The following is a 22,991-nucleotide window of genomic DNA, read 5'->3' on the forward strand; positions in this document are numbered from 1 at the left end:
AGATAATTGTCACTATGACAACTTGGCTCCCAGACATCAAAAAAGGAAATGGCCCTCTCTATGTTCGCCTTGCGGACCAGATGGAGGAGGCCATTATGGTTGGACATCTGGTCGACGGGGCAAAACTGCCTCCGCAGAGAAATCTCGCATTCGACATAGGGGTGACAATCGGTACAATTTCTCGCGCCTATGCTCTTCTCCACGAGCGCGGCCTGGTCAGCGGCGAAGTGGGACGGGGCACCTATGTCCTGTCGCGCAAGGACATCACCGCACAGGCGGCCAATGATCCGGTCACGATCGGCCTATCCGGCAGCAGGCCCTTCACGGCCCCACCGGGCAAGATCAGGTTCGACAGTACGGCCGCACCCGATATTGGCCAAAGTGCACAACTGGCCCGGCTGATGGCAGAGATCGGAACTGAATGCTCGTCAGAAATTGCAAGCTACACCCGCAGCTTCCCCGATCATTGGTATGAGGCAGGCGCTCGCTGGCTCAGCTACGGCAACTGGAGACCCTCGCCGGAGGTCATCGTCCCCACATTGGGAGCCCATGCCGGCATCATGGCAATCCTTACCGCCATAACCAATCCCGGTGATCGCATCATCTTTGAACACATGACCTATTCGCAGGTCAGCCGCGCCGTAGGCCTCGTTGGACGCCGCACAGCATTGGTGGAATCCGATGGGGACGGGATCATTCCTGAAGATTTCGAGCGCGTTTGCGTGCAGCAGCATCCGAAGGTCGCCTTTATCATGTCGTCGGCACAAAACCCGACCCTGGCGACGCTTCCCTTCGATCGACGCAAAGCCATCGCAGACATTGCCCACAAACACAGCGTGTGGCTGATTGAAGACAATCTCTATGGCGCGATGGACAAGAAGGAAATTCCGCTCATCGCTGAACTTGCCCCCGACCGCACCTTCGTCGTCGATGGCTTGTCGAAGGCCGTGGCAGCGGGCGTGCGCGGCGGCTGGGTCGCCTGCCCGCCGCATTTTGCCCAGCGTGTCCGTGTGGCCCATAAGATGATGACGGGCGGTCTGCCCTTCCTTTTGGCCGAGATTTGCGCCCGGCTCGTGATGTCCGGCGCAGCGGATGAAATCTGGCAGGCCTGCCGCCGCGAAATCAATGCACGCGAGGCCGAAGCACGCAAGATTCTGGCGGGCCATGACTTCAGGTCGAACACCGATATCCCCTTCCTGTGGTTGAAGCTGCCGGAGCCCTGGCTCTCTGCGACATTCAAGAATGCCGCCCTCAACGAAGGCGTGCTGATCGACGACGAGGATGAGTTCAAGGCCGGCCGCTCCGAGAAGACCAGTCACCGCGTCCGCATAGGCTTCTCCTCACCGGAGTCACTCAACGAAGTCACCAACGGCCTCAAGGTCATCCGCGGCCTGCTGGATAATGCATCAGCGGGATACGACAGTGTCGCGTAGTGAGCTTGGTAAAACATCCCGGAGTTTCAAATGACAGTCTGGCCAGATCTCTTTTCGGTTGAAGGCAAATATGTATCCGTTGTTCCCCTCTCCATGGATCACCGTGACGATCTGGTCGCGGCGGTCGCCGACGGAGAACTGCATCGCCTCTGGTACACGGTGATCCCCAAGCCAGAAGACATGGGCACGGAGATCGACCGGCGCCTGGGGCTGCGCAAGGCTGGCTCCATGCTGCCGTTTGCAGTAATTGATCAGGCAAGCGGTCGGGCTGTCGGCATGACGACCTATATGAATATCGACGCCGTGAGCCGAAAAGTTGAAATCGGATCCACATGGTACAGACAGTCCGTGCAGAAGACGCCGCTCAATACCGAATGCAAATTGCTGCTGCTGGAGCACGCTTTTGAAAAGCTCGACTGCATCTGCGTGGAGCTCAGAACGCATGCCCTGAACGTCCAGAGCCGCCGGGCAATCGAGCGCCTTGGCGCCAAACTGGACGGTGTACTCCGCTCCCATTCGATCATGGCCAATGGAACCGTCCGCGACACCGCAGCCTATTCCATCATCGCGTCCGAATGGCCAGCCGTAAAAGCAAATCTGAATTGGCAGTTGGAAAAGCCCAGATCATAGCCCAAGGTTACGCTTTTTGTCGCCATGGTCAAAGCCCGCCTCGCAGACTATCATCGGCCTCGGATCAAACATGTGCGGGGGCGAGCATGCAGAGATTTTCAGGCCTTTCGGTCGCAATGATGGTATTTTCAACGGCACCGGCCATGGCCGATGTCTGGACATTCGAGACACCATCGCAAAATATTCAGTGCTCGGTCGGCGAGGACTTCGACACCGAAACAGATATCTTCTGCACCATTATCCAACGAAGGGATCCACCAGCAATCCCGCGCCCGGCCAGCTGCAAGGCGGACTGGGGACATGACTTTACCCTGCGCGAATATGGGCCAGCAAAAATGCTCTGCAGGCCTCTTAATCGCAGCAAGGGCGGCTTTGACACAGCGGAATACGGCGTCACTGCCGATCTTGGTGGCATCATATGCTCTTCGTCCCGCAAGGGCCTAAGATGCACGAACCGCGATGGACACGGATTTTTCCTCTCTCGTGCCGTGCAATCGGTGTTTTGAGAAACGCGACCGCAGGGCATCGATGCAAAGCAGCATTCGACGAGCGAAATTTCCCTCTTCTATTCCTGTGGATTCACTCTTCTGACATCAAAAGAGCAAATTTCCTGTCGCACCGCCCGGCCACATGCGTTAAACAACCGGCAAACCTCTACCCATGCGCAAGCCTTCCAAGGAAGAGCCCAGGACAACGATGACAATTTCCAATACTGTTGCGATCACCCCCGAACTCATTGCCGCACACGGCCTGAAGCCGGACGAATATGATCGGATCCTGGAACTGATCGGCCGCGAGCCGAGCTTCACCGAACTCGGCATCTTTTCCGCCATGTGGAACGAGCACTGCTCGTACAAGTCTTCCAAGCGCTGGCTGCGCACGCTGCCGACCACCGGCGCCCGTGTCATCCAGGGTCCGGGTGAGAATGCCGGGGTGGTCGACATCGATGACGGCGACTGCGTGGTCTTCAAGATGGAGAGCCACAACCACCCGTCTTACATCGAACCCTATCAGGGTGCAGCCACCGGCGTTGGCGGCATTCTGCGCGATGTCTTCACCATGGGTGCGCGCCCTGTCGCCGCCATGAACGCACTGCGCTTCGGATCACCTGATCACCCCAAGACCCGCCACCTCGTCTCTGGCGTGGTTGCAGGCGTTGGCGGCTACGGCAATTCCTTCGGCGTACCGACAGTCGGCGGCGAAGTCGAGTTCGACGAACGCTACAACGGCAACATCCTCGTCAATGCATTTGCAGCAGGGCTTGCAAAGACCGACGGCATTTTCCTGTCCGAAGCCAAGGGCGTCGGCCTGCCAGTCGTCTATCTCGGAGCAAAGACCGGTCGCGATGGCGTTGGTGGCGCGACCATGGCCTCGGCAGAATTTGACGAATCGATCGAGGAAAAGCGCCCGACCGTTCAGGTTGGCGACCCCTTCACCGAAAAATGCCTGCTGGAAGCCTGCCTTGAACTGATGAAGACGGGCGCCGTCATCGCCATTCAGGATATGGGGGCCGCCGGCCTCACCTGTTCGGCCGTCGAAATGGGCGCCAAGGGCGACCTCGGCATCGAATTGAACCTCGACACGGTGCCTGTTCGCGAAGAGCAGATGTCAGCCTATGAAATGATGCTGTCGGAAAGCCAGGAGCGCATGCTCATGGTGCTGGAACCCTCCAAGGAAGAAGAAGCCAAGGCGATCTTCGTCAAATGGGGCCTCGACTTTGCCATTGTCGGCAAGACCACCGACGACCTGCGCTTCCGCGTCCTGCATCAGGGCGAAGAAGTGGCCAACCTGCCGATCAAGGATCTGGGTGACCAGGCTCCCGAATATGATCGCCCCTGGCGCGAATCCGACAAGCGCAGCCCGCTGCCAGCCAGTCTGGTTCCTGAAATGGAAGATTATGGCGCAGCGCTTCTGCAACTGGTCGGTTCGCCCAACCAGTCGAGCCGGCGCTGGGTCTACGAACAGTATGACACGCTGATCCAGGGCAACTCCCTGCAGCTTCCCGGTGGCGATGCCGGCGTGGTGCGCGTCGAAACCCATCCGACCAAGGCGCTGGCCTTCTCGTCTGACGTCACGCCGCGCTATGTCGAGGCCGACCCCTATGAAGGTGGCAAGCAGGCCGTCGCCGAATGCTGGCGCAATATCAATGCCACCGGCGCCGAGCCACTGGCCTCCACTGACAACCTGAACTTCGGCAACCCGGAAAAACCCGAAATCATGGGCCAGCTGGTGGAAGCCATCAAGGGTATCGGTGAAGCCTGCAGCGCGCTCGACTTCCCCATCGTCTCGGGCAATGTCTCGCTCTATAACGAGACCAACGGGGTGGCGATCCTGCCCACTCCGACCATTGCCGGCGTCGGCCTCATGCCCGACTGGTCGCGCATGGCCCGCATCGGCAGCGCCAACGACGGCGATGCTCTCATCGTGATCGGCGGCGACGGCACCCATCTCGGCAGCTCGATCTATCTGCGCGATCTTCTCGACCGCACCGATGGCCCCCCACCCGAGGTCGATCTCTACGCCGAGCGTCGCAATGGCGAACTGGTGCGCTCTGCCATTCGCAACGGTCAGATCACTGCCTGCCACGACCTGTCCTCAGGCGGACTCGCTCTGGCTTTGGCCGAGATGGTCATCAGCTCCGGCAAGGGCATGAAGATCAGCCTTGATGACAGCCGCGGCCCGATGCATGCACTGCTGTTTGGTGAGGATCAGGCACGCTATGTGATTGCAGTTCCAGACGATCTCGCCAATTTCGTCTGCGCCAGCGCAGAAGGTGCCGGCGTGCCGTTCCGCAAGCTCGGCACAGTGGGCGGTGACACATTGACCATCGATGGCGTCTTGTCGCTCAGCGCTGAACAATTGCGCCAGGCCCATGAATCATGGTTTCCTGCCTATATGGACGACGCGGCCAAGGTTGCGGCGGAATAACGAGGAAACATCAAAATGGCAATGAAACCAGGCGACATCGAAGACATGATCAAGGCGGGCATCCCCGGAGCAAAGGTGGTGATCCGAGATCTGGCCGGCGATGGCGATCACTATGCAGCCGAAGTCGTCGCAGAGGCGTTCCGTGGCAAGACGCGCGTTCAACAGCACCAGATGGTCTACGATGCGCTCAAGGGCAATATGGGCGGCGTTCTGCACGCATTGGCGTTGCAGACCTCCATTCCGGAATAGGACTGAAACGCCATGGCCAGTCTCGTCGGTGAATTCGTAGAAAAGCTGGTAGAGGGTGCCCTCAGAGAAGTCCTGAAAAAGACCACCGGGCGCACGACGACACGCCGCCGCAAGCGTCAGGCCCGCTCGGCCACCACCGGACGGTTCGTCCGCAAGAAGACCACCGCGGCCAGGAAGCCAGCCCGCAAACAGGTCAGCAAACGCCGCACGGCCGCCAAGCGCAGCAAACAGCGTAGCCGGTGACCAGTAGGTTTGGGTGGGAGAGCCCGTTCGGGCAGGAGATGCCTTATTTTTCCCTCCCCCTGCTGGAATTCGCGGCCGTCCATGCTATCTAGAGGCAAAGCAAGCAGCGGACCTTGAACCCGTATGTGAAAGGAAGATCCATGAGTGTCACCGAATTCATCGCCAATGAAGTGAAGTCCAACGACGTCGTCGTATTCATGAAGGGCACACCGCAGTTTCCGCAATGTGGCTTCTCCGGTCAGGTGGTCCAGATTCTCGATTACCTCGGCGTTGATTACAAGGGCGTGAACGTACTCGCCGATGACGAGATCCGTCAGGGCATCAAGGAGTTTTCCAACTGGCCGACGATCCCGCAGCTTTATGTCAAGGGTGAGTTTATCGGCGGTTGCGACATCATCCGCGAAATGTTCCAGGCCGGCGAATTGCAGGGCCACTTCGAACAGCAGGGCATCGCCGTACGCGGCGCTGCATAAAACCCGACAAACCGCATTACCTATCTATATTGAAGGCGCTGCCCAGCAGCGCCTTTCTCTCTGTTTGGAAAGTCTCTATGTCCAGTACGTCTGAAAATCCAGCCGCGCTTGGCGCGATGCACCGGGTTGAATTCATCGCGCTCATGGCAGCGCTGATGTCGCTGACCGCCCTTGCCATCGACAGCATGTTGCCCGGCCTTGCGCTGATCGGCAGCGATCTGGGCGTGATCGATCCGAACCACAATCAATATATCGTCTCATCATTTCTGCTGGGCTTCGGCATGGCGCAGCTGGTCTATGGACCGGCCTCCGACCGGCTGGGACGGCGCATTCCCGTCCTGTTCGGCCTTGGCCTTTATATCGTCGCCGCTCTCGGCGCGACCATTGCGCCAAACTTCGAGACCATGCTCACCCTGCGCGTAATCCAGGGCATTGGCGCCGCATCGCTGCGCGTCATCACCGTCTCGATCGTGCGCGACGTCTATGGCGGTCGCCGCATGGCTGAGGCCATGTCCCTCATCCTGATGGTCTTCATGATCGTGCCCGTTATCGCACCTGGTACCGGTCAGGTGATCATGCTGTTTGCCGATTGGCACTTCATCTTCGTCTTCATGGCGTTGGGTGCGGCCGTGGTCGGCCTGTGGACCTATATTCGCTTGCCAGAAACCTTGCCGCTCGATGAGCGACGTCCCTTCACACCGAAGGTCATCATCGAAGGTTTCAAGATCGTGATCACCAACCGGATCGCACTGTGCTACACTCTGGCCAGCACCTTCATCTTCGGTGCGCTGTTTGCCTTTATCAATTCCGCCCAGCAGATCTATATCGATATCTACCAGCTCGGCGAATGGTTCGCGGTGGCCTTTGCCGCCGTGGCAATCTTCATGGCGCTGTCGTCCTTCATCAATGCCAAGCTCGTCGGGCGTTTCGGCATGCGGCGTCTGTCGCATGGGGCGCTGATCGGCTTTATGCTGATCAATCTCATCTGGCTGATTGGCCATCTTGTCGGCCCCTCGCCCATGCCCTTCCCGCTGTTCCTGACGCTGTTTGCGCTGGCAATGTTCCAGTTCGGCTGGATCGGCTCGAACTTCAACTCGCTCGCCATGGAGCCTCTGGGACGCGTTGCCGGCACGGCTTCATCGGTGCTGGGCTTCCTCAGCACCATCGGCGGCGCATTGATCGGCGCGGTAATCGGCCAGTCCTTCAACGGAACGGCGATCCCGATGGTTGCCGGCTTCTTCGGCGTTTCGGTCTTGGGCCTTGTCTTCGTGTTGATCGCCGAAAAAGGAAAACTCTTCCAGCCGCATAATCCAGCCGTCTGATTTCGAAACAGAAATGAACGGTTGAACGAAAAAGCCCGCGAAGCTTACTTCGCGGGCTTTTCTTGTTGCGCATTGGCCGGCCTGTCAGCCGTTGAAAACCTTCTCGGCAAGCTCATCCCAGGCATCTTGATCGCAGGCCACCAGCAGGCCGCCATCGGTGTGATGCGGCAGATAGGGCGAACCGTCGAGCCGCGCGGCATGGGCGCCCGCTTCCTGCGCGATCAGCACGCCCGCCAGATGATCCCACGGCATCAGCTTGCGATACATCAGGAAGTGGAAATGGCCGCCGACAAAGGTGCGATATTCATGGGCGGCACAGCGATAGCTGGTGAACAGACGGACATCCGCCAGGCGCGCCAGCAACTGGCGTCGTTCCTCCAGGGCGACATAGCTGGTATTGGCAATGCCGACCATCTGTTCCAGCGGAACACCGGGGACGACCTCCAACTGGGTCTGCATGCCATCCGGACGAACGGACCAGGCGCCTGACCCTTTCTCCGCGATCACCCAGTCGTTACCGATAGGGTCATAGATGATGCCGGCAACCGTCTCGCCCTTGGAGACGACGCTTAGCATCACCCCGAACAGTGGCAGACCCGCGGCAAAATTGAATGTGCCATCAATCGGATCGACGATGACGGCCAGATCCGCGCCCTGGATCTTGTCGAGCAGCGCCGGGTCGCTTGCCACCGCCTCTTCACCGATGAAGAGCGCATCTGGCATGATCTCGGCAATGCGCGCACCGATCAGACGCTCGGCGGCCTCGTCGCCTTCGGTCACCAGATCGATGGCCTCGGTCTTCATCCTGACGTCGCCCTCTTCCAGATTGCGAAAGCGCGGCAGGATTTCCTTTACCGCGGCCTCCTGCAAAAGATTGGCAAGCGTTGCGATGTCGAGGTTTTCCATGCTGTCTCCTTCAATTATCCGTCTTTGAAAATCAGATCGCCTGTACGATCTCGGCCAGGATCATTTCCCAGCAATCGCGGTCCGGCGCCGAAAGGATGCCACCGCTGGTATCGCCCGGCAGATAAGGACTGCCGTCAAACCGCGCCGTATATCCGCCCGCCTCTGTGTGGATCAGAACACCGGCCAGATGATCCCAGGGCATCAAGCTGTGATGCCCGATGAAATGAACCTTGCCAGTCGCCGCCATCCAGTATTCATAGGCCGAGCAATTATAGCCGAATGCCATCTTCGTCTTGGCGAGATTGCCGGCAATGCGACGACGTTCCTCATAGGCGATATCGTTCATCGAAATTGTCCCGACCATCGTCGAGAGCGGCACCGATGGCGCAACCGCAATCGTCATCTCGGTGCCATCGTGACCGATAAAGCGCGCACCGCCATTCTTGATGGCAACGAGGCTGTCGCCCATCACGGCTTCATGAATGATGGCAGCGACCGTCGCACCCTTGCTGACAACCGCGAGATTAGTGCCGAACATTGGCAATCCGGCCTGAAAATTGAATGTCCCGTCGACGGGATCGATGACAAAGGCGAGATCGGCGTCGCGCAGGCCTTTAATCACGCTTCGATCGTTCTCATAGGCTTCTTCAGCGACAATATGAGCTGCCGGAAAATGCTCCAACAGCCGCCGCGTGATCCGCTTTTCCGACATCAGGTCTGCATCTGTGACCAGATCGATGGAAGACTTCTTTTCGGCGATATCGCCAGCAGCGAGCTTTCGAAAGCGGGGCAGAATCTCTTCGGACGCAGCCTCCCGGACAATCTCAAGCAACAGATCAAGCTGGCTGTCATCAAACATTTTCAGACTTTCCCTAGTGGGGTAAAAAGGAAAGCCCCGCCTGCACTAGTCATGTGACGCCGGCGTGACAGCGAGACTGGAAAAGTCGAACAGTTTGGGATCGAGCAGATGGGATGGATTGGTGTGGGAAAGCGCCCGCAACATGGTGTCCTTGCGTCCCGGCATTTTGGCCTCGATGCCGGACAGCATTTCCTTCATTGCATTGCGCTGAAGGCCATCCTGCGAGCCGCAGAGATCGCAAGGAATGATCGGAAACTCCATGGCCACGGCAAACTTGGCGAGATCCTCTTCAGCCGCATAGGCCAGCGGTCTGAGCACCATCAGATCGCCCTCATCGTTCAACAGCTTCGGCGGCATGGCAGCGAGACGCCCGCCATGGAAGAAGTTCATGAAGAATGTTTCGAGGATGTCGTCGCGATGATGTCCCAGCACCAGCGCGTCACACCCTTCTTCGCGGGCGATACGGTAGAGATTGCCGCGCCTGAGCCTTGAGCAGAGCGAGCAATAGGTGGCCCCTTGCGGTACCTTCTCCTTCACCACCGAATAGGTATCGCGATATTCGATGCGATGTTGAACGCCAATCGATGTCAGATACTCGGGCAGAATGTGCTTGGGAAAATTGGGCTGCCCCTGGTCGAGATTGCAGGCGATCAATTCCACCGGCAACAATCCGCGCCATTTCAGATCGAGCAGGATCGACAAGAGACCATAACTGTCCTTGCCGCCGGACATGCCGACCAGCCAGCGCGTCTGTCCCTTCAGCATGGCGAAGTCTTCGATCGCCTGCCGGGTCTGGCGCAGCAACCGCTTGCGCAGCTTGTTGAAGGACACGCTTTTCGGCGCACCGGAAAACAGCGGATGTGCACCGGTGTCCTCGACGGTATCGTCGGCAACGTCGATTGGAGAAACGATGGTCACAGTCTGAACCTTCCTGCTCGGTTCGTCAGAGCGGTTTTGAGGGGAATGCCCCCTTACGCGGCCAAGATCAAGTCCCGAAGACGGACCAGCCTGTGCGGTTTGTCAGCATTTCCAGCGCAACCGACCCCAAAGCCGAATTTCCGACCTTGTTCAGACCCGGAGACCAGACTGCAATAGAGGCCTTGCCCGGCGCGATCGCCAGGATCCCGCCGCCGACGCCGCTCTTGCCCGGAAGCCCGACATGGAAGGCAAAATCTCCCGACCCGTCATAATGCCCACAGGTCAGCATCAGCGCATTGATACGCTTGGCCCGCTTGGGCGACACAACGGAAAAGCCAGTAATCGGATTGGTGCCGCGATTGGCCAGAAACAGGCCTGCATGGGAAAGCTGTACGCAATTCATGGCGAGCGCGCATTGATGGAAATAGACGCCCAGCACATGTTCGACCGGATGATGCAGATTGCCGAAGCCATGCATGAAATTGGCGAGTGCAAAATTGCGGAACCCGGTACGCTCCTCTGAGTGAGCCACCTTCTCGTCGATCGACAGGCTGTCATCATCGGCCAGGTAGCGCATGAAGCGCAGATATTCGCCAATCGCCTCGCGCGGCTGGTGACCTCCCAGCACGACATCCGAAACCACGATGGCCCCGGCATTGATGAAGGGATTGCGGGGTATCCCGTGTTCCTGCTCAAGCTGGACGATGGAGTTGAAAGCGGAACCGGACGGTTCGCGGCCCACCCTGTTCCAGATCGTTTCGCCGACCTGCCCCAGTGCCAGCGTCAGCATGAAGACCTTCGATACGCTCTGGATGGAAAAGGAGGTCGCGGCATCGCCTGCGGTAAATGTGTCGCCGTCGACGGTGGTGATCGCAATGCCGAATTGGCGGGGATCGATCCGCGCCAGCTCTGGAATATAGTCGGCAACCTGCCCCTCGCCCAGCCTTGGAGCGAGCTCTTCGACGATCTCGTCAACAACTACCTGCAGATCCATGTCATGCCTCGTGTTGGAACCTGGCAATGCTCATCATGACCGCTGATTTTCGCGGCGCAAACGAAAAAGCCGCCCCGAAGGGCGGCTTTTCCAAAATCCATCCCGCACGGATTAACGCGAATAGAATTCGACGACGAGCTGCGGTTCCATGATGACGGCGTAAGGAACGTCCGACAGTGTAGGAATACGAACGAAGGTCGCAACCATCTTGTTGTGATCGACTTCAACGTAATCCGGAACGTCGCGCTCAGCGAGCTGAACCGACTCAAGCACGGTCACCATCTGCTTGGACTTTTCGCGCACTTCGATCACGTCACCTGGCTTGCAGCGGTAAGAACCGATGTTCACCTTGATGCCGTTGACCTTGACGTGGCCGTGGTTGATGAACTGACGCGACGCGAAAACGGTCGGTACGAACTTGGCGCGGTAGACGATGGCGTCCAGACGCGACTCGAGCAGACCGATCAGGTTTTCACCTGTGTCGCCCTTGCGGCGGTTGGCTTCTTCGTAAGTCGCGCGGAACTGCTTCTCGCGGATATCGCCGTAGTAGCCCTTGAGCTTCTGCTTGGCGCGAAGCTGAACACCGAAGTCAGACAGCTTGCCCTTGCGGCGCTGGCCGTGCTGACCTGGGCCGTATTCGCGGCGGTTGACCGGGGACTTGGGACGACCCCAGATGTTTTCGCCCATACGGCGGTCGATTTTGTACTTGGATGCAGCGCGCTTGCTCATCGCATTTCCTTCTCAAACAATTACACCGGTTTGTTGCCAAACCGGATCAAGGAAACACGCCCTCCTCTGAACCTCATTTTGGAAGTTCTGACAGGTTTCTCTCGTTCGCGAACGGTGAAACCACGGGACATGTCGTTGAAACACCGGACATTGCGGCCCGGTGTTGATGGGGTCTTTAGGCAGGGATCACCGTAAAGTCAACCGGTTTTGCGCAATAGGTGGCGGAATACCCCGAAGTTGTCACGCAACCGCTGTCATCAAGCTGAATACAATCTGGAATAGAAGGCGTAAACTGCACTCCACCGCCCAACCTTAAATCTCGCCGGGACTGCGCGTCCTGCCTGGCTGTTTCAAAGAGAGGAAAGACAATGGCCTACTACAAGAGCCTCAGGAATGAAACGCGCTATCCGCGTGGCAAGGACAAGCCCGGTCAGGCCGGTTGGATATCCGAGCGGCTCTTGCGACTGCGTGCCATGCTGAACGGCAAGATCACGGCCATTCGCCAACCGAACTCGCTGATCATCGGGTCCTGGAACATCCGCCACTTCGATGGCGGCCGGCTGCGCCTTGATGAAAGCATGCATTATATTGCCGAGATCATCGATCACTTCGATATCTGCGCCATCCAGGAAGTGAAGACCATCGAGGCAATGGAACGCCTCATGCGTCTTTTGGGCCCCAATTGGGACTATTTCGTCAATGACAGCTCTGGCGGCGGACGCGGCAATCATGAGCGCATGGCCTTTGCCTACAACAAGAACAAGGTGTTCTTCCGCAATCTGATCGGCGAACTGGTTCTGGAAAAGGACACCTTTGCCGGCAATGAACAGATCGGCCGCACACCATTCTTTGCCGCTTTCCAGTCCGGCTGGTTCCGCTTTGTGCTGTGCTCGACGCACATTGTCTTCACAGAACAGGAAGGCCGTCCCATGCGCGAGGATGAAATCCGCGCCGTCGCAACCGTGCTGCGCCAGCGCGCCCGGGAAAGCGACGAAGTCCATATCATGCTGGGCGACATGAATATCGACAGTCCTCAGGATGCCAGCATGAAGGCACTGACCGATAACGGCTTTCTCGTCACGCCCCTGCCCGCCTCGTCGCTCGATGGCAAGAAAGCCTATGACCAGATAGCCTTCACCGGCCCCGCCGACGTCAAGCATATGCTGAATGCCGGCATCATTCCCTGGCATGACGTGGTCTACTCCAGGGAAGAGGCAGCCGCTTACGTTGCCATGGCAGCACAAGAGCCAAAGCCCGAAGACGGCGGAAAGGTCTACCCGAAAACCGATCGGGCCTTCTCCAGCTGGCGCACCCATGAAATCTCGGATCACCTGCCCGTCTGGATCGAAATCCAGACCGACTATTCCAATGCCTATCTCCAGGACATCGTGCAGATGAAGCCCAAATAGGCGAACAAGCTGGCGTGAGGTCCAAACTCTGAACCATCAAAGGTCATGAGTTTGATAACGCAAAGGCTGACAGGGGCGTCAAACTGGTTTATTCGACCTATCGAAAACCTACACCAGTTCCAGTCAGGGCCTTACATGCTTCAACGCATCCAGCGTATCCTTCTTGGCGCAGCCTTCACCGTGGCGCTCGGCCTTCACGCCGGCATGGCACAAGCAGGCCAGGCCCATATCGTCGTCGACGCCTCCAGCGGAATGATCCTCGAGGCTGCGAATGCCAATGAGCTGAATTATCCTGCCTCGCTCACCAAGATGATGACGCTCTACCTGACCTTCGAAGCCATCCACAACGGCACCCTGACCTGGGATGAGCGGCTGGTCATGTCGGAAAATGCCGAAAGCAAGGACCCCTATAAATATGCGGTCGGCGTTGGCAACACCATCAGCGTGCGCGAAGCGGTAATGGGCATGATCGTGCTCTCGACCAACGATTCCGCTGTCGCCGTGGCCGAAAAACTGGCGGGCTCCGAGGCAGCCTTCGGCAAGGTCATGACCGCCAAGGCCCATGAACTGGGCATGCGCGACACCGTGTTCACCAATCCGGCTGGTCTGCCCGACCCGGCCCAGGTGACCACTGCGACCGACATGGCGCGCCTCGGCATGGCGCTCATCCGAGATTTTCCGGAAGAGTACCCGATGTTTGCATCGAAGACGCTTCAGTTCCGCAGCATGAAGTTTCGCGGGCACAACGGCGTTCTCTCCGCCTTTCAGGGCGCCGATGGCATCAAGACCGGATACACCGAAGCCTCCGGATACAATCTAGTCACCTCCGCTGTCCGAAACGGCAAACGGGTGGTCGGCGTCGTGCTTGGCGGCAAGACCGCAGAAGAACGCGATGCGGAAATGATTGCACTTCTGGAACGCTATCTCGGGCCGGCAACGCCTGCCGCACCGACACAATCGCAATAGTTTTCCCGGCCCCCGACCGGATAAGGAATTTCAGACAATGACCGATACTGTTTTGAGCCGCTTGCTGCGTTATGTCGTCATCGACACGCAGTCGGACCCGGAATCCGATGCTCAGCCCTCGACGGAAAAGCAGAAAGACCTGAGCCGCCTGCTGGCCGCGGAATTGCAGGCCATGGGCCTGAAAGACGCCCACATGGATGAGCATGGCAATGTCTACGCCACGATCCCGTCCAATGTCGACAAGGCTGTCCCGGCTATCTGCTTCTGCTCGCATGTCGACACCGCACCCGACTTCACCGGCACCGGCGTCAAACCGCAGGTGGTCAAGGCCTATGCGGGCGGCGACATCCAACTGGTCGGCGATTCCAGCCAGGTAATCCGCATGGCGGACCATGCCGAACTGAAGAACCAGATCGGCAATGACATCGTCACCACCGATGGCACCACGCTGTTGGGCGCCGATGACAAGGCCGGCGTGGCGGAGATCATGACGGCAGCGCAGTTCTTGATCGACCACCCCGAAATCCCGCATGGTGACGTGAAGATCCTCTTCACCACCGATGAAGAGATCGGACGCGGTGCCGACAAGGTCGACCTGAAGAAGCTGGGCGCCACATTCGGCTACACCATGGACGGCAGCACCATCGGTGAGATCGAGAATGAGACCTTCTCCGCCGATGGCGTCGACATCGAGATAACCGGCGTTTCCATGCACCCCGGCACGGCAAGGGGTGTCATGGAAAATGCCATCAAGATCGCCGCCGACATCGTTGCCCGTCTCCCCAAGGACAAGGCACCGGAAACCACAGGCGGCCGTGATGGCTTTATCCACCCGACCGACATCTCCGGTTCGATGGACAGCGCCCATCTGCAGTTCATCATCCGCGATTTTGCCGAACAGGGCCTTCACGAGAAGGAAGACCTTCTAAAGCAGATCGCCGAAGACGTACTCAAAGCCTATCCGGGCTCCTCCATGACCTTCAAGGTGCGCCAGCAATATCGCAACATGAAGGAAGTTCTGGACCAGCATCCGGAAGTCATCGCAAATCTGGAAGAAGCCGTCCGTCGCGTCGGCCTGGAGCCGGTTCTGCACAGCATTCGCGGCGGCACCGACGGTTCGCGCCTCTCCTTCATGGGCCTTCCCTGCCCCAACATCTACACCGGCGGCCATGCCTACCACTCACCATTGGAATGGGTGAGCGTTCAAGACATGGAAAAGGCCGTGGAAACGATCGTGGCACTGGTGAAGGTCTGGGAAGAACGCGCCGCCTGACCGGCACTTACCTCCAGTTGAGATGTGCGTCAGATATCTGAATGCAATGGCAGGAGACAAATATGAGCGCCCCTTTCAACCTTGAGCGCTTCGTCACGGCGCAAGACGCGGTTTATGCCGACATCTTGCGCGAACTACGTGCCGGTCGAAAGACCAGCCACTGGATGTGGTTCATCTTCCCGCAGGTCCGGGGGCTGGGCTCCAGCCCGATGGCCGAACGCTTTGCCATCTCGTCGCTCAACGAGGCCCGCGCCTATCTGGCGCACCACGTACTCGGCCAGCGCCTTGTCGAATGCTGCGATATTCTTGTCCACTTGGAGAACAACGATGCGCGCACGATTTTCGGCTCGCCTGACGATTTGAAACTGAAATCATCGATGACGCTGTTTGCCTGTGTCAGCCTCGACGGCAATATCTTTGAAGACGTGCTCGACAAATTCTATGGCGGCGCGTCCGATCCGCAGACCATAGAAAGGCTCTAGCGCCTCACTCGGCGGCCTCTTGGCCACCGGCCACGTCGTCCGGCGCGTCGGCAGCTCCGGGCGCGGTCTCCACTTCGAGTTCCGGGAAAGCAACAATGCGCTTCCCGGACAGGTCTGTGTGGACGACGATCAGCCCCTGTTCTTCGAAATAGCCAAGCAGACGTCTGGCCCGACGGGCCGAATGCGTGCCATAGGCCTTGGCAATGCGCTGGTCCGATGGACAGGCTTCACTGGCAAGGGCAGCCTTGGCAACCAGCAGGAAAACACCCTTCAGATCATCCGCCACCTGATCGGACAACGACAAGACGGTTGCCCAGGCCTCGGATGCAGCCATCTCCGCATCCACGCCCGAACGGGCTATCGCCACCCGGCGACGAAACTCGCCCATCGCCATGGGCGAACCACCGACACGCCGCATGCGGGAACGCACCAGAAATTCCTGATAGAGCACGGAATCGGTGCGGTAGGCCGATTGCGGATCGCCCAGGATCTCGTCGAGTACGCCAGACAGCCGTTCGTCGCGCTCTTCTTGCGAAAGCGCCGGCGCGGAAGGCCGTGATGGCGCAGCGGGAATGATATCCTCGCCGGCAACCGGCGCCTTCGACAACTCGGCCAGAATATCGGTCGTCGGTCGCGGCGCAGGCGTCGCCCGGCGCGGCGCCATTGGCCGATTGAACTCTTCGGGATCGGGCGTGAAGATCAGATCCTCGACATCCTGCGGTGCGTCCGGCAAAGGCATCAACTTCGGTGATGATGAACGGGCGGAGGTTTCAACGGCACCAATGACGATCGGCAAAGGACGCCGCGACAAGGCCGGCCCCAGCGCCACGAAATTACCGCGCTGAAGATCCCTGAACATTTCCGCCTGGCGGCGATCCATGCCCAGCAGATCGGCAGCGCGTGCCATGTCGATATCGAGAAAGGTTCGCCCCATCAGGAAGTTCGAGGCTTCCGCCGCCACGTTCTTGGCAAGCTTTGCCAGACGCTGGGTGGCAATGACACCCGCAAGTCCGCGTTTACGGCCACGGCACATCAGATTGGTCATGGCACTGAGCGAGGATTTGCGCGCGTCTTCGGACACCTCACCGGCAACAGCCGGCGCAAACATCTGCGCTTCGTCCACCACCACCAGGACCGGATACCAGAATTCACGGTCGGAATCGAAAAGCCCGTTGAGGAAGGCGGCGGCTGCCCGCATCTGCTGGTCGACTTCCAGTCCCTCCAGCGTCAACACGCATGACACGCGGTGACGGCGAATACGATCGGCAATACCGATCAGCTCGGCCTCGCTGCGCTCGCCATCCACGACGATATGGCCGTATTTTTCGGACAATGTGACGAAGTCGCCTTCGGGGTCGATAATGACCTGCTGCACCCATTGTGCCGACTGTTCGAGCAAGCGGCGCAGAAGATGCGACTTCCCGGAACCGGAATTGCCCTGCACCAGCAGACGCGTGGCAAGCAATTCCTCGATATCGAGCGAAGCCGGTTGGCCGCCCGATAGGGTTCCCATGTCGATCCCGACCTTCAACGTGACAGTCCTCGTGAATGCGAATGCGTGAACATGGCCGATTCCGCCAATCGGCAATCCGATCTCTTAACAGAATTGCGATGGATGAGACGCATCCAATGCGGGCAATTCACAGGGAATTCGGCCCATGACGCAAAAATACATCAGCGCCAGAACGGCTTTTCCGCCTCACGCTTTGCCTGCGTTCGGCTGAGGCCGATGTCCCTCAACAAATGGTCGTCCAGTTCCCGAAGCGCCAACCGACTACGTGCCTTTCGCGGCCAGAAAACCAGTAAGAGCCGAACCCCGTGTTTCAGCCGGTCTCGAAATGCAGTCTGGGGGACAACATCGGCCTCGATGGCGGTCGTTTCAAGAGAATCGGACATGCGCTTCGGCTCCTGTTGGATCATGACCCGACTTGCCTATCGGATTGCAGCGAGACGATGCTTCGGCGCTTACCGTAGTATCGGCTGATGACGTTGCGCTGCGCTGCCGCTATCATTGGTCCATGAACACGATGATATCCGGCATCAATCTCGCGGAAGTCGCGGCCCTGATCGGCGATGTGGCGCGCGCCAATATCCTGTCCGCCCTGTTGGGCGGCAAGGCGCTGACGGCGAGCGAGCTTGCCTGGTCAGCGGGTGTCACGCCGCAAACGGCCAGCGGCCATTTGGCCAAACTGCTGGACGGACATCTGGTCGCGGTGGAGAAACAGGGGCGTCACCGCTACTATCGCCTCGCCTCGGCAGCTGTGGCCCAGACGCTGGAAAGTGTGGCCAACCTGAGCATGGACGGACCAAAACGCCATCGACCGACCGGCCCGAAAGACGCGGCGATGCGCCACGCCCGAACCTGTTACGACCACATGGCTGGCAGACTCGCGGTCGCCCTTGCCGAACGCTTTGAACAGGACGGCTATCTACACCTTGGCGATGGCGCCGGCATCGTGACAGACGAAGGCAAACGGTTCTTCTGCGATTTCGGCATCGACCTCGAACCGGATCGCAAGAGCACACGCCCTCTCTGTCGCTGCTGCCTCGACTGGAGCGAGCGTCGCATGCATATCGGCGGAAGGCTCGGAGCCGCGCTTCTCCAGCGCTGCATAGAGCTCGGCTGGCTGCGCAATGGACCTGACAGCCGAACCCTTGCGATCACCCGACCGGGCGAACGCGGCTTTCGCGAGACCATGCAGATCGGGCCGGAAGACCTGATGCTCCCCGACCCGCTTTGACGGCATAACCCAATGCTCAACAGTCCTTCAGCGGTCAACTATCAGAATGGGCCACGTCTGAACCAGATTTCGTCCCTGGGCTTTTCCGCACGACGCTCATACCCGATGTCGTGCAGCATGTGTGCGTTCAGATCTTCGATGCGATTTTGACGCCACTGGCGTTTTGCGCCGAACGCCGCAGCGACCGCGCGCAAGACACGCAAGACGCCGAATTCGGCGCACAGTTTCTCGATTTCGGCATCGACGGAAACAACTTTTGATTGAAATTCACGCATAGGTTCTCATCCCGGCGCCAAACGGTCGCCGGATCCTTTACGGGTAAATGTGTCATCATGAACGATGCGACGAATATCCGCGTGAAGACGCAGTACGCCTACAGCAGGAATCGCTCACATCGGAGATAAGGGCTTGACGCTAAAGCGCTGAAATATCGACCTTAGGGTCGAGAGAGCATCATTGCGCACTGCATCCCGCCAACGCGGGACGAAGTGGAACGAGCCAGTCCGCCAGAGCGACGTCGAACTACGTAAAAATGCATCATATAACGTCTCCTCTGAATTGAGTTGCGGATGGAAAATTCTATGCCACGCGTCGCGGCCCACGACAAGACCGCAATTGGCGATTGCGCCCACTCCTGCATGACAGTGGCAGAAAAGCCACAAACCGAGATCAGCCGGTTACAGCATCCGCGATCTGCAGCCCAAATCCCTGCAACAGGCGTCGGGCGGAAAAATCCGGCTTGCCGGAGGTGAACACGGCGAAGTCGTGCTGGTCGGGATGCAATGCGCAATCGACCAAAGGCACCTGCCGCCGCGCCTGCCGGGCGATCGCTTCTGCCGGATCGATCCAGTCGACAGGCCACGGTGCCAGACGGCGAAAGACATTGGCCATGAAGGGGTAATGCGTACAGGCAAGCACCACGATATCTGTGCGGCGGCCATCCTGCTCGATGAAACAGGGCATCACCTCGTGAAGCACAGCATCGTCGGCAACGGTTTCGCCACGCACATAGCTTTCAGCCATGCGCGCAAGGTTCTCGGACCCGACCAGGCGCACATGACAGCGCGCCGCAAAGGACTGGATCAGGTCGCGCGTATAGGCGCGCTTGACGGTCCCAGGGGTCGCCAGAACAGAAACGAGGCCGGAACGCGTGCGCTCCGCAGCAGGCTTGATCGCCGGCACAGTGCCGATGAAACATATATCCGGAAACCGGGCGCGCAGATCGGCTCCCGCCAGAGTGAAGGCGGTGCTGCAGGCAATGACCACGGCCTCAGGATCATAGGTTGCCAGCAAGCGCTCGAAAAGTGCGAGTATGTGGGCCTTGAGCGGTTCCTCTTCCCAGCCGCCATAGGGAAAGCCGGCATCGTCGGCAATGTAGATGAAGCCGCGTTCCGGCATTAGCACCCGCGCCTCGCGCAACACCGTCAATCCGCCAATACCGCTATCGAAAATCAGAATCGGCTTAAAAACATCTGCCATCGCATTTCCCCGGTTCCCGTCAACCCATCGGCTATCTGACATCTACACATTCCCTGACCGCCTGTTGCGGCGTCATTGCGGCACACCGGATAATTTTCAGGCTGCTGCGCCAAGGTCTATGTGGGTAAAGCCGGTCAAGGGTGGCACCCAGTGTGTCGAGACTGTCCGTCATCGGGCGCTGCGGCATCGGCATGCTGGACGGCGGACGCCGAATGCTGTCGCGTGCCACGTAAAAACACGCGGCCTTCTTCGACTTCAATTGCGCCAGAAGGTCCATCAGAGACATGATCATATCATCTTCCCCCTTGCTGTCTGTTGTTTCCGTCTCGGCGCGTTTGCGGGCAGACAACCTCGCCCAATAGGTGGCTGCCAGAAACAGTGCCAGCGTCTGGCGCACCCTGCCCGGTCGGGTAATGACCTGCCAGGAAGTGCCAAGCGGACGAGCCGCCTCGACCAAGGCGCTGTAGCTCTCATCCAGCGTCCGGGACAGGCGCTGCAACGCGCCAGGGTCTACCTGTTTGAGGCGCAAAGCACCGAGCAGGTCCTCAAGCGCCGAATACCAGGCCTCCACGGCAGTCTCCAATGGACCGCGTGTATGGGCCGGAAAAACGGTGGCGGATACGAGCACACCCGCGACCGCACCGATGACGGTCTCCTCCACGCGCAGCACCATCAGATCGAAGGTCAGAACCCCGAGCAGTGAATAGGCGAGCGCAATCACAATCGAGACGAAAAACGTCATGCGGGCATAGGAGACCGGCAGGTTGAAAAAGGCGAGAAACAGGGCAATGCCAGCCAAGCCGCCGGCAATCACTGGCCGGTCGCCAATAGCCAGCGCCAGAAGCAGTCCGGTAATGATGCCCAAAAGCGTGCCAAGCGCCCTTTCGGTGCCCTTGACCATGGTATCGCCGCGAGAGCGGGTATTGGTGAACACCAGAAAGGCACTGAGAACCGCCCAGAACCAGCGGTCACGCGACAAGGCAAGGCCGGCACTCATGGCAAGTGCAGATGCGAGCGTAATCTGCACCGCTGTCAACACAGCACGGTCACGCAGGCTGATTTTCACCGGCTTGGCAGTTGCTTGAGGCTTTGCCGGCGGCAGGCGCGTCAGCGCCTTCGACCTTGCAATCACCTCCCGCCGTGCCTGTACAAACCAGCCAAGCGCATGCGCGCTTTCGCTTTCACTGGCCACGAAATCCTTCGTATTCGCTCCGGCTTCGATCGACTTGCGCAGCAGCTCGACCGGCGGCAATGAACCGGCACTGGCCACGATCACGCTTTCTGCGGCGAGCTGCAATTCGATCAGGCTGGTCTGCAACGCAATCATCGCCTCGTCGAGCTTGCCTGAATCATGGCCGGACAACAGGCCATTGGCCACCAGAACAGCCTCTTTGAGCCGGTGTGAGCGCATGCGAAGCCGTTCCATATGGGCTTCGTTCAATTCCCCATCGCCCGCGATGGCAATCAACGCTTCAACGACCTGCTCCGCACGCTGCAAGGCAGCCGTTGTCGCGCCCTTCAGGCTCTTCAGCCGATTGTCGGGCAACAGCACGAACCGAACCGTTTGCGCCACCAGCGCAGACATCACGATACCGGCAACCGCCCAAGGGATCTCGGAGAATTGAGGATGGAAATAGGCAGCCATGAAATAGGCCATGAAGGCATACATGCCCACGGCCATCCAGCGGGGACCATAGGCCCGGCCGAACGCGGCGAGAAAGATGACCGCCAAAAACGCCAGGTCGCTGTAGAACCGGTGCGCCTCCAGCATCGAAGCGGTCAGCACCGAGAGGGATGCGGCAACAACGCCCAGACCGCGCGTCACGGATTGGTTGAGCGCGCCGCTATCGCGCACGACCAGCACACCCTGCACCGACAAGATCATGCCAAGACCATAGGCAGCAACGGGCATCGGATGAACCAGATGAGAAAAGGCGGTGATCACTGCCAGCGCCAGCACAATGCCAATCGTCACACGGCTGGCAAGCTTGGTGCGCACCAATGCCGGATCAATCGCGAGAAGCGTGTCTCTCAACCCTAACCTGATCACCTTTACCCGCTCTCCGGAATCGCGACATGCAGATTACCGGACGCTAACACGGGGTGCGGCCAGCGTCACACTTGATCGTCACTGTCGCCGTCTGCCTCGATACCGTCTTTCATGTTCCGCTTCGGGTTCTGCCGGCTATAACGATCGAAGGTTCTGAACACCCCGCGCAAGACGTTGATTTCCGGCGATGTAAAGGCGCGGCGAGACAGAACGGCACGCAGATTTTCGATCATGCGTTGCTTCTTTCCCTCCGGACGGAAATAACCACGCGCATCAAGCGCCTCTTCCACCTGCTCGAACAGGCCGAAAAGCTGATCCTTTGTCGCTGGCGTTTGCTCCACCGCATCGAAGCGGGTTTGTGTCAGGTCATCCATGCCCGAATTCATCCACTCATAGGACATCAGCAGAACGGCCTGGGCAATATTGAGCGAGGCAAAGGCTGGATTGACGGGAAAGGTCACGATCTCGTCGGCCAGTGCCACTTCCTCATTGCTCAACCCCCAACGCTCGCGGCCAAACAGGATGCCTGTCTTTTCGCCAACACGGAACCGGCCACGCAGCGTCTGCGCCGCCACAACGGGAGATCGCACAGGTTTGAAACCATCGCGCTCTCGCGCCGTCGTCGCATAGACGAAATTGAGATCGGCGACGGCCTCTTCCAGCGTGTCGAATACCCGCGTCCCATCGATCACGTGATCAGCCTTGGAGGCCGCCGAACGCGCTTTCTCACTCGGCCAGCCATCCCGAGGCTTCACCAGTCGCAGTTCGGCCAGGCCGAAATTGGCCATGGCGCGTGCGACCATACCGATATTCTCGCCAAGTTGCGGCTCAACCAGAATGATCGCCGGTCCCTCGGCCAGAAGTTCGCGCTCGCTATTGGTCCCTGCCATGGCCTGCTCTTTTTGCA

The 22,991-nt window shown here is 59.0% G+C and carries 24 protein-coding genes; 13 read left to right on the plus strand and 11 right to left on the minus strand.

The genetic code is table 11. From position 1 onward, the window contains the following. The first annotated feature begins 14 nt into the window (after nt 1-14). The 8 genes from ACQQ2Q_RS10350 (at nt 15) to ACQQ2Q_RS10385 (ending at nt 7,278) form a co-directional block, all read left to right on the plus strand. Nucleotides 15-1,433: a PLP-dependent aminotransferase family protein gene (locus ACQQ2Q_RS10350; RefSeq protein WP_428186989.1), complete on the plus strand. Its 1,419-nt coding sequence runs from the start codon at nt 15-17 to the stop codon at nt 1,431-1,433. A 30-nt stretch (nt 1,434-1,463) separates the two neighbouring features. After that, nucleotides 1,464-2,063: a GNAT family N-acetyltransferase gene (locus ACQQ2Q_RS10355; RefSeq protein WP_428186990.1), complete on the plus strand. Its 600-nt coding sequence runs from the start codon at nt 1,464-1,466 to the stop codon at nt 2,061-2,063. 119 nt (nt 2,064-2,182) lie between these two features. After that, complete coding sequence (locus ACQQ2Q_RS10360; protein ID WP_428187488.1) at nt 2,183-2,569, plus strand: DUF6636 domain-containing protein; 387 nt, start codon at nt 2,183-2,185, stop codon at nt 2,567-2,569. Nucleotides 2,570-2,759: 190 nt separating this feature from the next. Then, on the plus strand, nt 2,760-4,991 hold the full coding sequence (gene purL, locus ACQQ2Q_RS10365) for a phosphoribosylformylglycinamidine synthase subunit PurL (protein ID WP_428187489.1): 2,232 nt from the start codon (nt 2,760-2,762) through the stop codon (nt 4,989-4,991). Between the two features lie 15 nt (nt 4,992-5,006). After that, nucleotides 5,007-5,240 carry a BolA/IbaG family iron-sulfur metabolism protein gene (locus tag ACQQ2Q_RS10370; RefSeq protein ID WP_428186991.1) on the plus strand — a complete coding sequence of 78 codons (234 nt, stop codon included), beginning with the start codon at nt 5,007-5,009 and terminating at the stop codon, nt 5,238-5,240. 12 nt (nt 5,241-5,252) lie between these two features. Next, the gene (locus ACQQ2Q_RS10375) at nt 5,253-5,483 is read left to right on the plus strand and encodes a hypothetical protein (protein WP_428186992.1); all 231 of its coding nucleotides are present in this window, start codon (nt 5,253-5,255) and stop codon (nt 5,481-5,483) included. 140 nt (nt 5,484-5,623) lie between these two features. Beyond that, complete coding sequence (grxD, locus tag ACQQ2Q_RS10380) at nt 5,624-5,956, plus strand: Grx4 family monothiol glutaredoxin (RefSeq protein WP_428186993.1); 333 nt, start codon at nt 5,624-5,626, stop codon at nt 5,954-5,956. Between the two features lie 116 nt (nt 5,957-6,072). After that, nucleotides 6,073-7,278, plus strand: coding sequence for a multidrug effflux MFS transporter (locus ACQQ2Q_RS10385; protein WP_428187490.1), 1,206 nt, complete (start codon nt 6,073-6,075; stop codon nt 7,276-7,278). 84 nt (nt 7,279-7,362) lie between these two features. Here ACQQ2Q_RS10385 and ACQQ2Q_RS10390 read toward each other — a convergent pair whose 3' ends face one another. From ACQQ2Q_RS10390 to rpsD, 5 genes are all read right to left on the minus strand, one after another. Further along, nucleotides 7,363-8,184, minus strand: coding sequence for an inositol monophosphatase family protein (locus tag ACQQ2Q_RS10390; protein ID WP_428186994.1), 822 nt, complete (start codon nt 8,182-8,184; stop codon nt 7,363-7,365). Nucleotides 8,185-8,215: 31 nt separating this feature from the next. Next, nucleotides 8,216-9,043: an inositol monophosphatase family protein gene (locus ACQQ2Q_RS10395; protein WP_428186995.1), complete on the minus strand. Its 828-nt coding sequence runs from the start codon at nt 9,041-9,043 to the stop codon at nt 8,216-8,218. A 45-nt stretch (nt 9,044-9,088) separates the two neighbouring features. After that, on the minus strand, nt 9,089-9,961 hold the full coding sequence (gene ttcA / locus ACQQ2Q_RS10400; protein ID WP_428186996.1) for a tRNA 2-thiocytidine(32) synthetase TtcA: 873 nt from the start codon (nt 9,959-9,961) through the stop codon (nt 9,089-9,091). A gap of 67 nt (nt 9,962-10,028) precedes the next feature. Then, nucleotides 10,029-10,955 (minus strand): glutaminase, encoded by a 927-nt coding sequence (locus ACQQ2Q_RS10405; protein ID WP_428186997.1) that lies wholly within the window; start codon nt 10,953-10,955, stop codon nt 10,029-10,031. A 111-nt stretch (nt 10,956-11,066) separates the two neighbouring features. Then, nucleotides 11,067-11,684, minus strand: a complete 618-nt coding sequence (gene rpsD, locus ACQQ2Q_RS10410; protein WP_428186998.1) for a 30S ribosomal protein S4 — start codon at nt 11,682-11,684, stop codon at nt 11,067-11,069. Nucleotides 11,685-12,052: 368 nt separating this feature from the next. On the opposite strand from rpsD, the gene ACQQ2Q_RS10415 reads away from it, so the two are divergent. From ACQQ2Q_RS10415 to ACQQ2Q_RS10430, 4 genes are all read left to right on the plus strand, one after another. After that, nucleotides 12,053-13,093, plus strand: a complete 1,041-nt coding sequence (locus ACQQ2Q_RS10415) for an endonuclease/exonuclease/phosphatase family protein (protein ID WP_428186999.1) — start codon at nt 12,053-12,055, stop codon at nt 13,091-13,093. Between the two features lie 135 nt (nt 13,094-13,228). Then, nucleotides 13,229-14,059: a D-alanyl-D-alanine carboxypeptidase family protein gene (locus ACQQ2Q_RS10420; protein WP_428187000.1), complete on the plus strand. Its 831-nt coding sequence runs from the start codon at nt 13,229-13,231 to the stop codon at nt 14,057-14,059. A gap of 37 nt (nt 14,060-14,096) precedes the next feature. Further along, nucleotides 14,097-15,332, plus strand: coding sequence for a peptidase T (pepT, locus tag ACQQ2Q_RS10425; RefSeq protein WP_428187001.1), 1,236 nt, complete (start codon nt 14,097-14,099; stop codon nt 15,330-15,332). 62 nt (nt 15,333-15,394) lie between these two features. Then, nucleotides 15,395-15,814, plus strand: coding sequence for a DUF1810 domain-containing protein (locus ACQQ2Q_RS10430; RefSeq protein ID WP_428187002.1), 420 nt, complete (start codon nt 15,395-15,397; stop codon nt 15,812-15,814). Between the two features lie 4 nt (nt 15,815-15,818). Here the strand turns inward: ACQQ2Q_RS10430 and ACQQ2Q_RS10435 are convergent, their stop codons facing one another. After that, the gene (locus tag ACQQ2Q_RS10435) at nt 15,819-17,345 is read right to left on the minus strand and encodes a helicase HerA domain-containing protein (protein WP_428187491.1); all 1,527 of its coding nucleotides are present in this window, start codon (nt 17,343-17,345) and stop codon (nt 15,819-15,821) included. 143 nt (nt 17,346-17,488) lie between these two features. Continuing rightward, nucleotides 17,489-17,710, minus strand: a complete 222-nt coding sequence (locus ACQQ2Q_RS10440) for a DUF1127 domain-containing protein (protein ID WP_428187003.1) — start codon at nt 17,708-17,710, stop codon at nt 17,489-17,491. A 131-nt stretch (nt 17,711-17,841) separates the two neighbouring features. Here ACQQ2Q_RS10440 and ACQQ2Q_RS10445 point away from each other — a divergent pair, with 131 nt between their 5' ends. Continuing rightward, nucleotides 17,842-18,555: an ArsR/SmtB family transcription factor gene (locus ACQQ2Q_RS10445; RefSeq protein WP_428187492.1), complete on the plus strand. Its 714-nt coding sequence runs from the start codon at nt 17,842-17,844 to the stop codon at nt 18,553-18,555. Between the two features lie 41 nt (nt 18,556-18,596). Here ACQQ2Q_RS10445 and ACQQ2Q_RS10450 read toward each other — a convergent pair whose 3' ends face one another. From ACQQ2Q_RS10450 to ACQQ2Q_RS10465, 4 genes are all read right to left on the minus strand, one after another. Next, nucleotides 18,597-18,830 carry a hypothetical protein gene (locus ACQQ2Q_RS10450; RefSeq protein ID WP_428187004.1) on the minus strand — a complete coding sequence of 78 codons (234 nt, stop codon included), beginning with the start codon at nt 18,828-18,830 and terminating at the stop codon, nt 18,597-18,599. 394 nt (nt 18,831-19,224) lie between these two features. Further along, nucleotides 19,225-20,034, minus strand: coding sequence for a glutamate racemase (gene murI, locus ACQQ2Q_RS10455; RefSeq protein ID WP_428187005.1), 810 nt, complete (start codon nt 20,032-20,034; stop codon nt 19,225-19,227). Nucleotides 20,035-20,065: 31 nt separating this feature from the next. Continuing rightward, entirely contained in the window at nt 20,066-22,069 is a 2,004-nt protein-coding gene (locus ACQQ2Q_RS10460) for an FUSC family protein (protein ID WP_428187006.1), read from the minus strand. Nucleotides 22,070-22,149: 80 nt separating this feature from the next. Beyond that, nucleotides 22,150-22,974 (minus strand): RNA methyltransferase, encoded by an 825-nt coding sequence (locus ACQQ2Q_RS10465; RefSeq protein WP_428187007.1) that lies wholly within the window; start codon nt 22,972-22,974, stop codon nt 22,150-22,152. Nucleotides 22,975-22,991: the final 17 nt, after the last annotated feature.

The organism is Agrobacterium sp. ES01 (assembly GCF_050320885.1).
GTDB lineage: Bacteria > Pseudomonadota > Alphaproteobacteria > Rhizobiales > Rhizobiaceae > Allorhizobium.

Coding starts and splice junctions, on each gene's coding strand:
- ACQQ2Q_RS10350 (WP_428186989.1), top strand. CDS start 15: ATGACAACTTGGCTCCCAGACATCAAAAAAGGAAATGGCCCTCTCTAT.
- ACQQ2Q_RS10355 (WP_428186990.1), top strand. CDS start 1,464: ATGACAGTCTGGCCAGATCTCTTTTCGGTTGAAGGCAAATATGTATCC.
- ACQQ2Q_RS10360 (WP_428187488.1), top strand. CDS start 2,183: ATGGTATTTTCAACGGCACCGGCCATGGCCGATGTCTGGACATTCGAG.
- purL (WP_428187489.1), top strand. CDS start 2,760: ATGACAATTTCCAATACTGTTGCGATCACCCCCGAACTCATTGCCGCA.
- ACQQ2Q_RS10370 (WP_428186991.1), top strand. CDS start 5,007: ATGGCAATGAAACCAGGCGACATCGAAGACATGATCAAGGCGGGCATC.
- ACQQ2Q_RS10375 (WP_428186992.1), top strand. CDS start 5,253: ATGGCCAGTCTCGTCGGTGAATTCGTAGAAAAGCTGGTAGAGGGTGCC.
- grxD (WP_428186993.1), top strand. CDS start 5,624: ATGAGTGTCACCGAATTCATCGCCAATGAAGTGAAGTCCAACGACGTC.
- ACQQ2Q_RS10385 (WP_428187490.1), top strand. CDS start 6,073: ATGCACCGGGTTGAATTCATCGCGCTCATGGCAGCGCTGATGTCGCTG.
- ACQQ2Q_RS10390 (WP_428186994.1), bottom strand. CDS start 8,184: ATGGAAAACCTCGACATCGCAACGCTTGCCAATCTTTTGCAGGAGGCC.
- ACQQ2Q_RS10395 (WP_428186995.1), bottom strand. CDS start 9,043: ATGTTTGATGACAGCCAGCTTGATCTGTTGCTTGAGATTGTCCGGGAG.
- ACQQ2Q_RS10405 (WP_428186997.1), bottom strand. CDS start 10,955: ATGGATCTGCAGGTAGTTGTTGACGAGATCGTCGAAGAGCTCGCTCCA.
- rpsD (WP_428186998.1), bottom strand. CDS start 11,684: ATGAGCAAGCGCGCTGCATCCAAGTACAAAATCGACCGCCGTATGGGC.
- ACQQ2Q_RS10415 (WP_428186999.1), top strand. CDS start 12,053: ATGGCCTACTACAAGAGCCTCAGGAATGAAACGCGCTATCCGCGTGGC.
- ACQQ2Q_RS10420 (WP_428187000.1), top strand. CDS start 13,229: ATGCTTCAACGCATCCAGCGTATCCTTCTTGGCGCAGCCTTCACCGTG.
- pepT (WP_428187001.1), top strand. CDS start 14,097: ATGACCGATACTGTTTTGAGCCGCTTGCTGCGTTATGTCGTCATCGAC.
- ACQQ2Q_RS10430 (WP_428187002.1), top strand. CDS start 15,395: ATGAGCGCCCCTTTCAACCTTGAGCGCTTCGTCACGGCGCAAGACGCG.
- ACQQ2Q_RS10440 (WP_428187003.1), bottom strand. CDS start 17,710: ATGTCCGATTCTCTTGAAACGACCGCCATCGAGGCCGATGTTGTCCCC.
- ACQQ2Q_RS10445 (WP_428187492.1), top strand. CDS start 17,842: ATGATATCCGGCATCAATCTCGCGGAAGTCGCGGCCCTGATCGGCGAT.
- ACQQ2Q_RS10450 (WP_428187004.1), bottom strand. CDS start 18,830: ATGCGTGAATTTCAATCAAAAGTTGTTTCCGTCGATGCCGAAATCGAG.
- murI (WP_428187005.1), bottom strand. CDS start 20,034: ATGGCAGATGTTTTTAAGCCGATTCTGATTTTCGATAGCGGTATTGGC.
- ACQQ2Q_RS10465 (WP_428187007.1), bottom strand. CDS start 22,974: ATGGCAGGGACCAATAGCGAGCGCGAACTTCTGGCCGAGGGACCGGCG.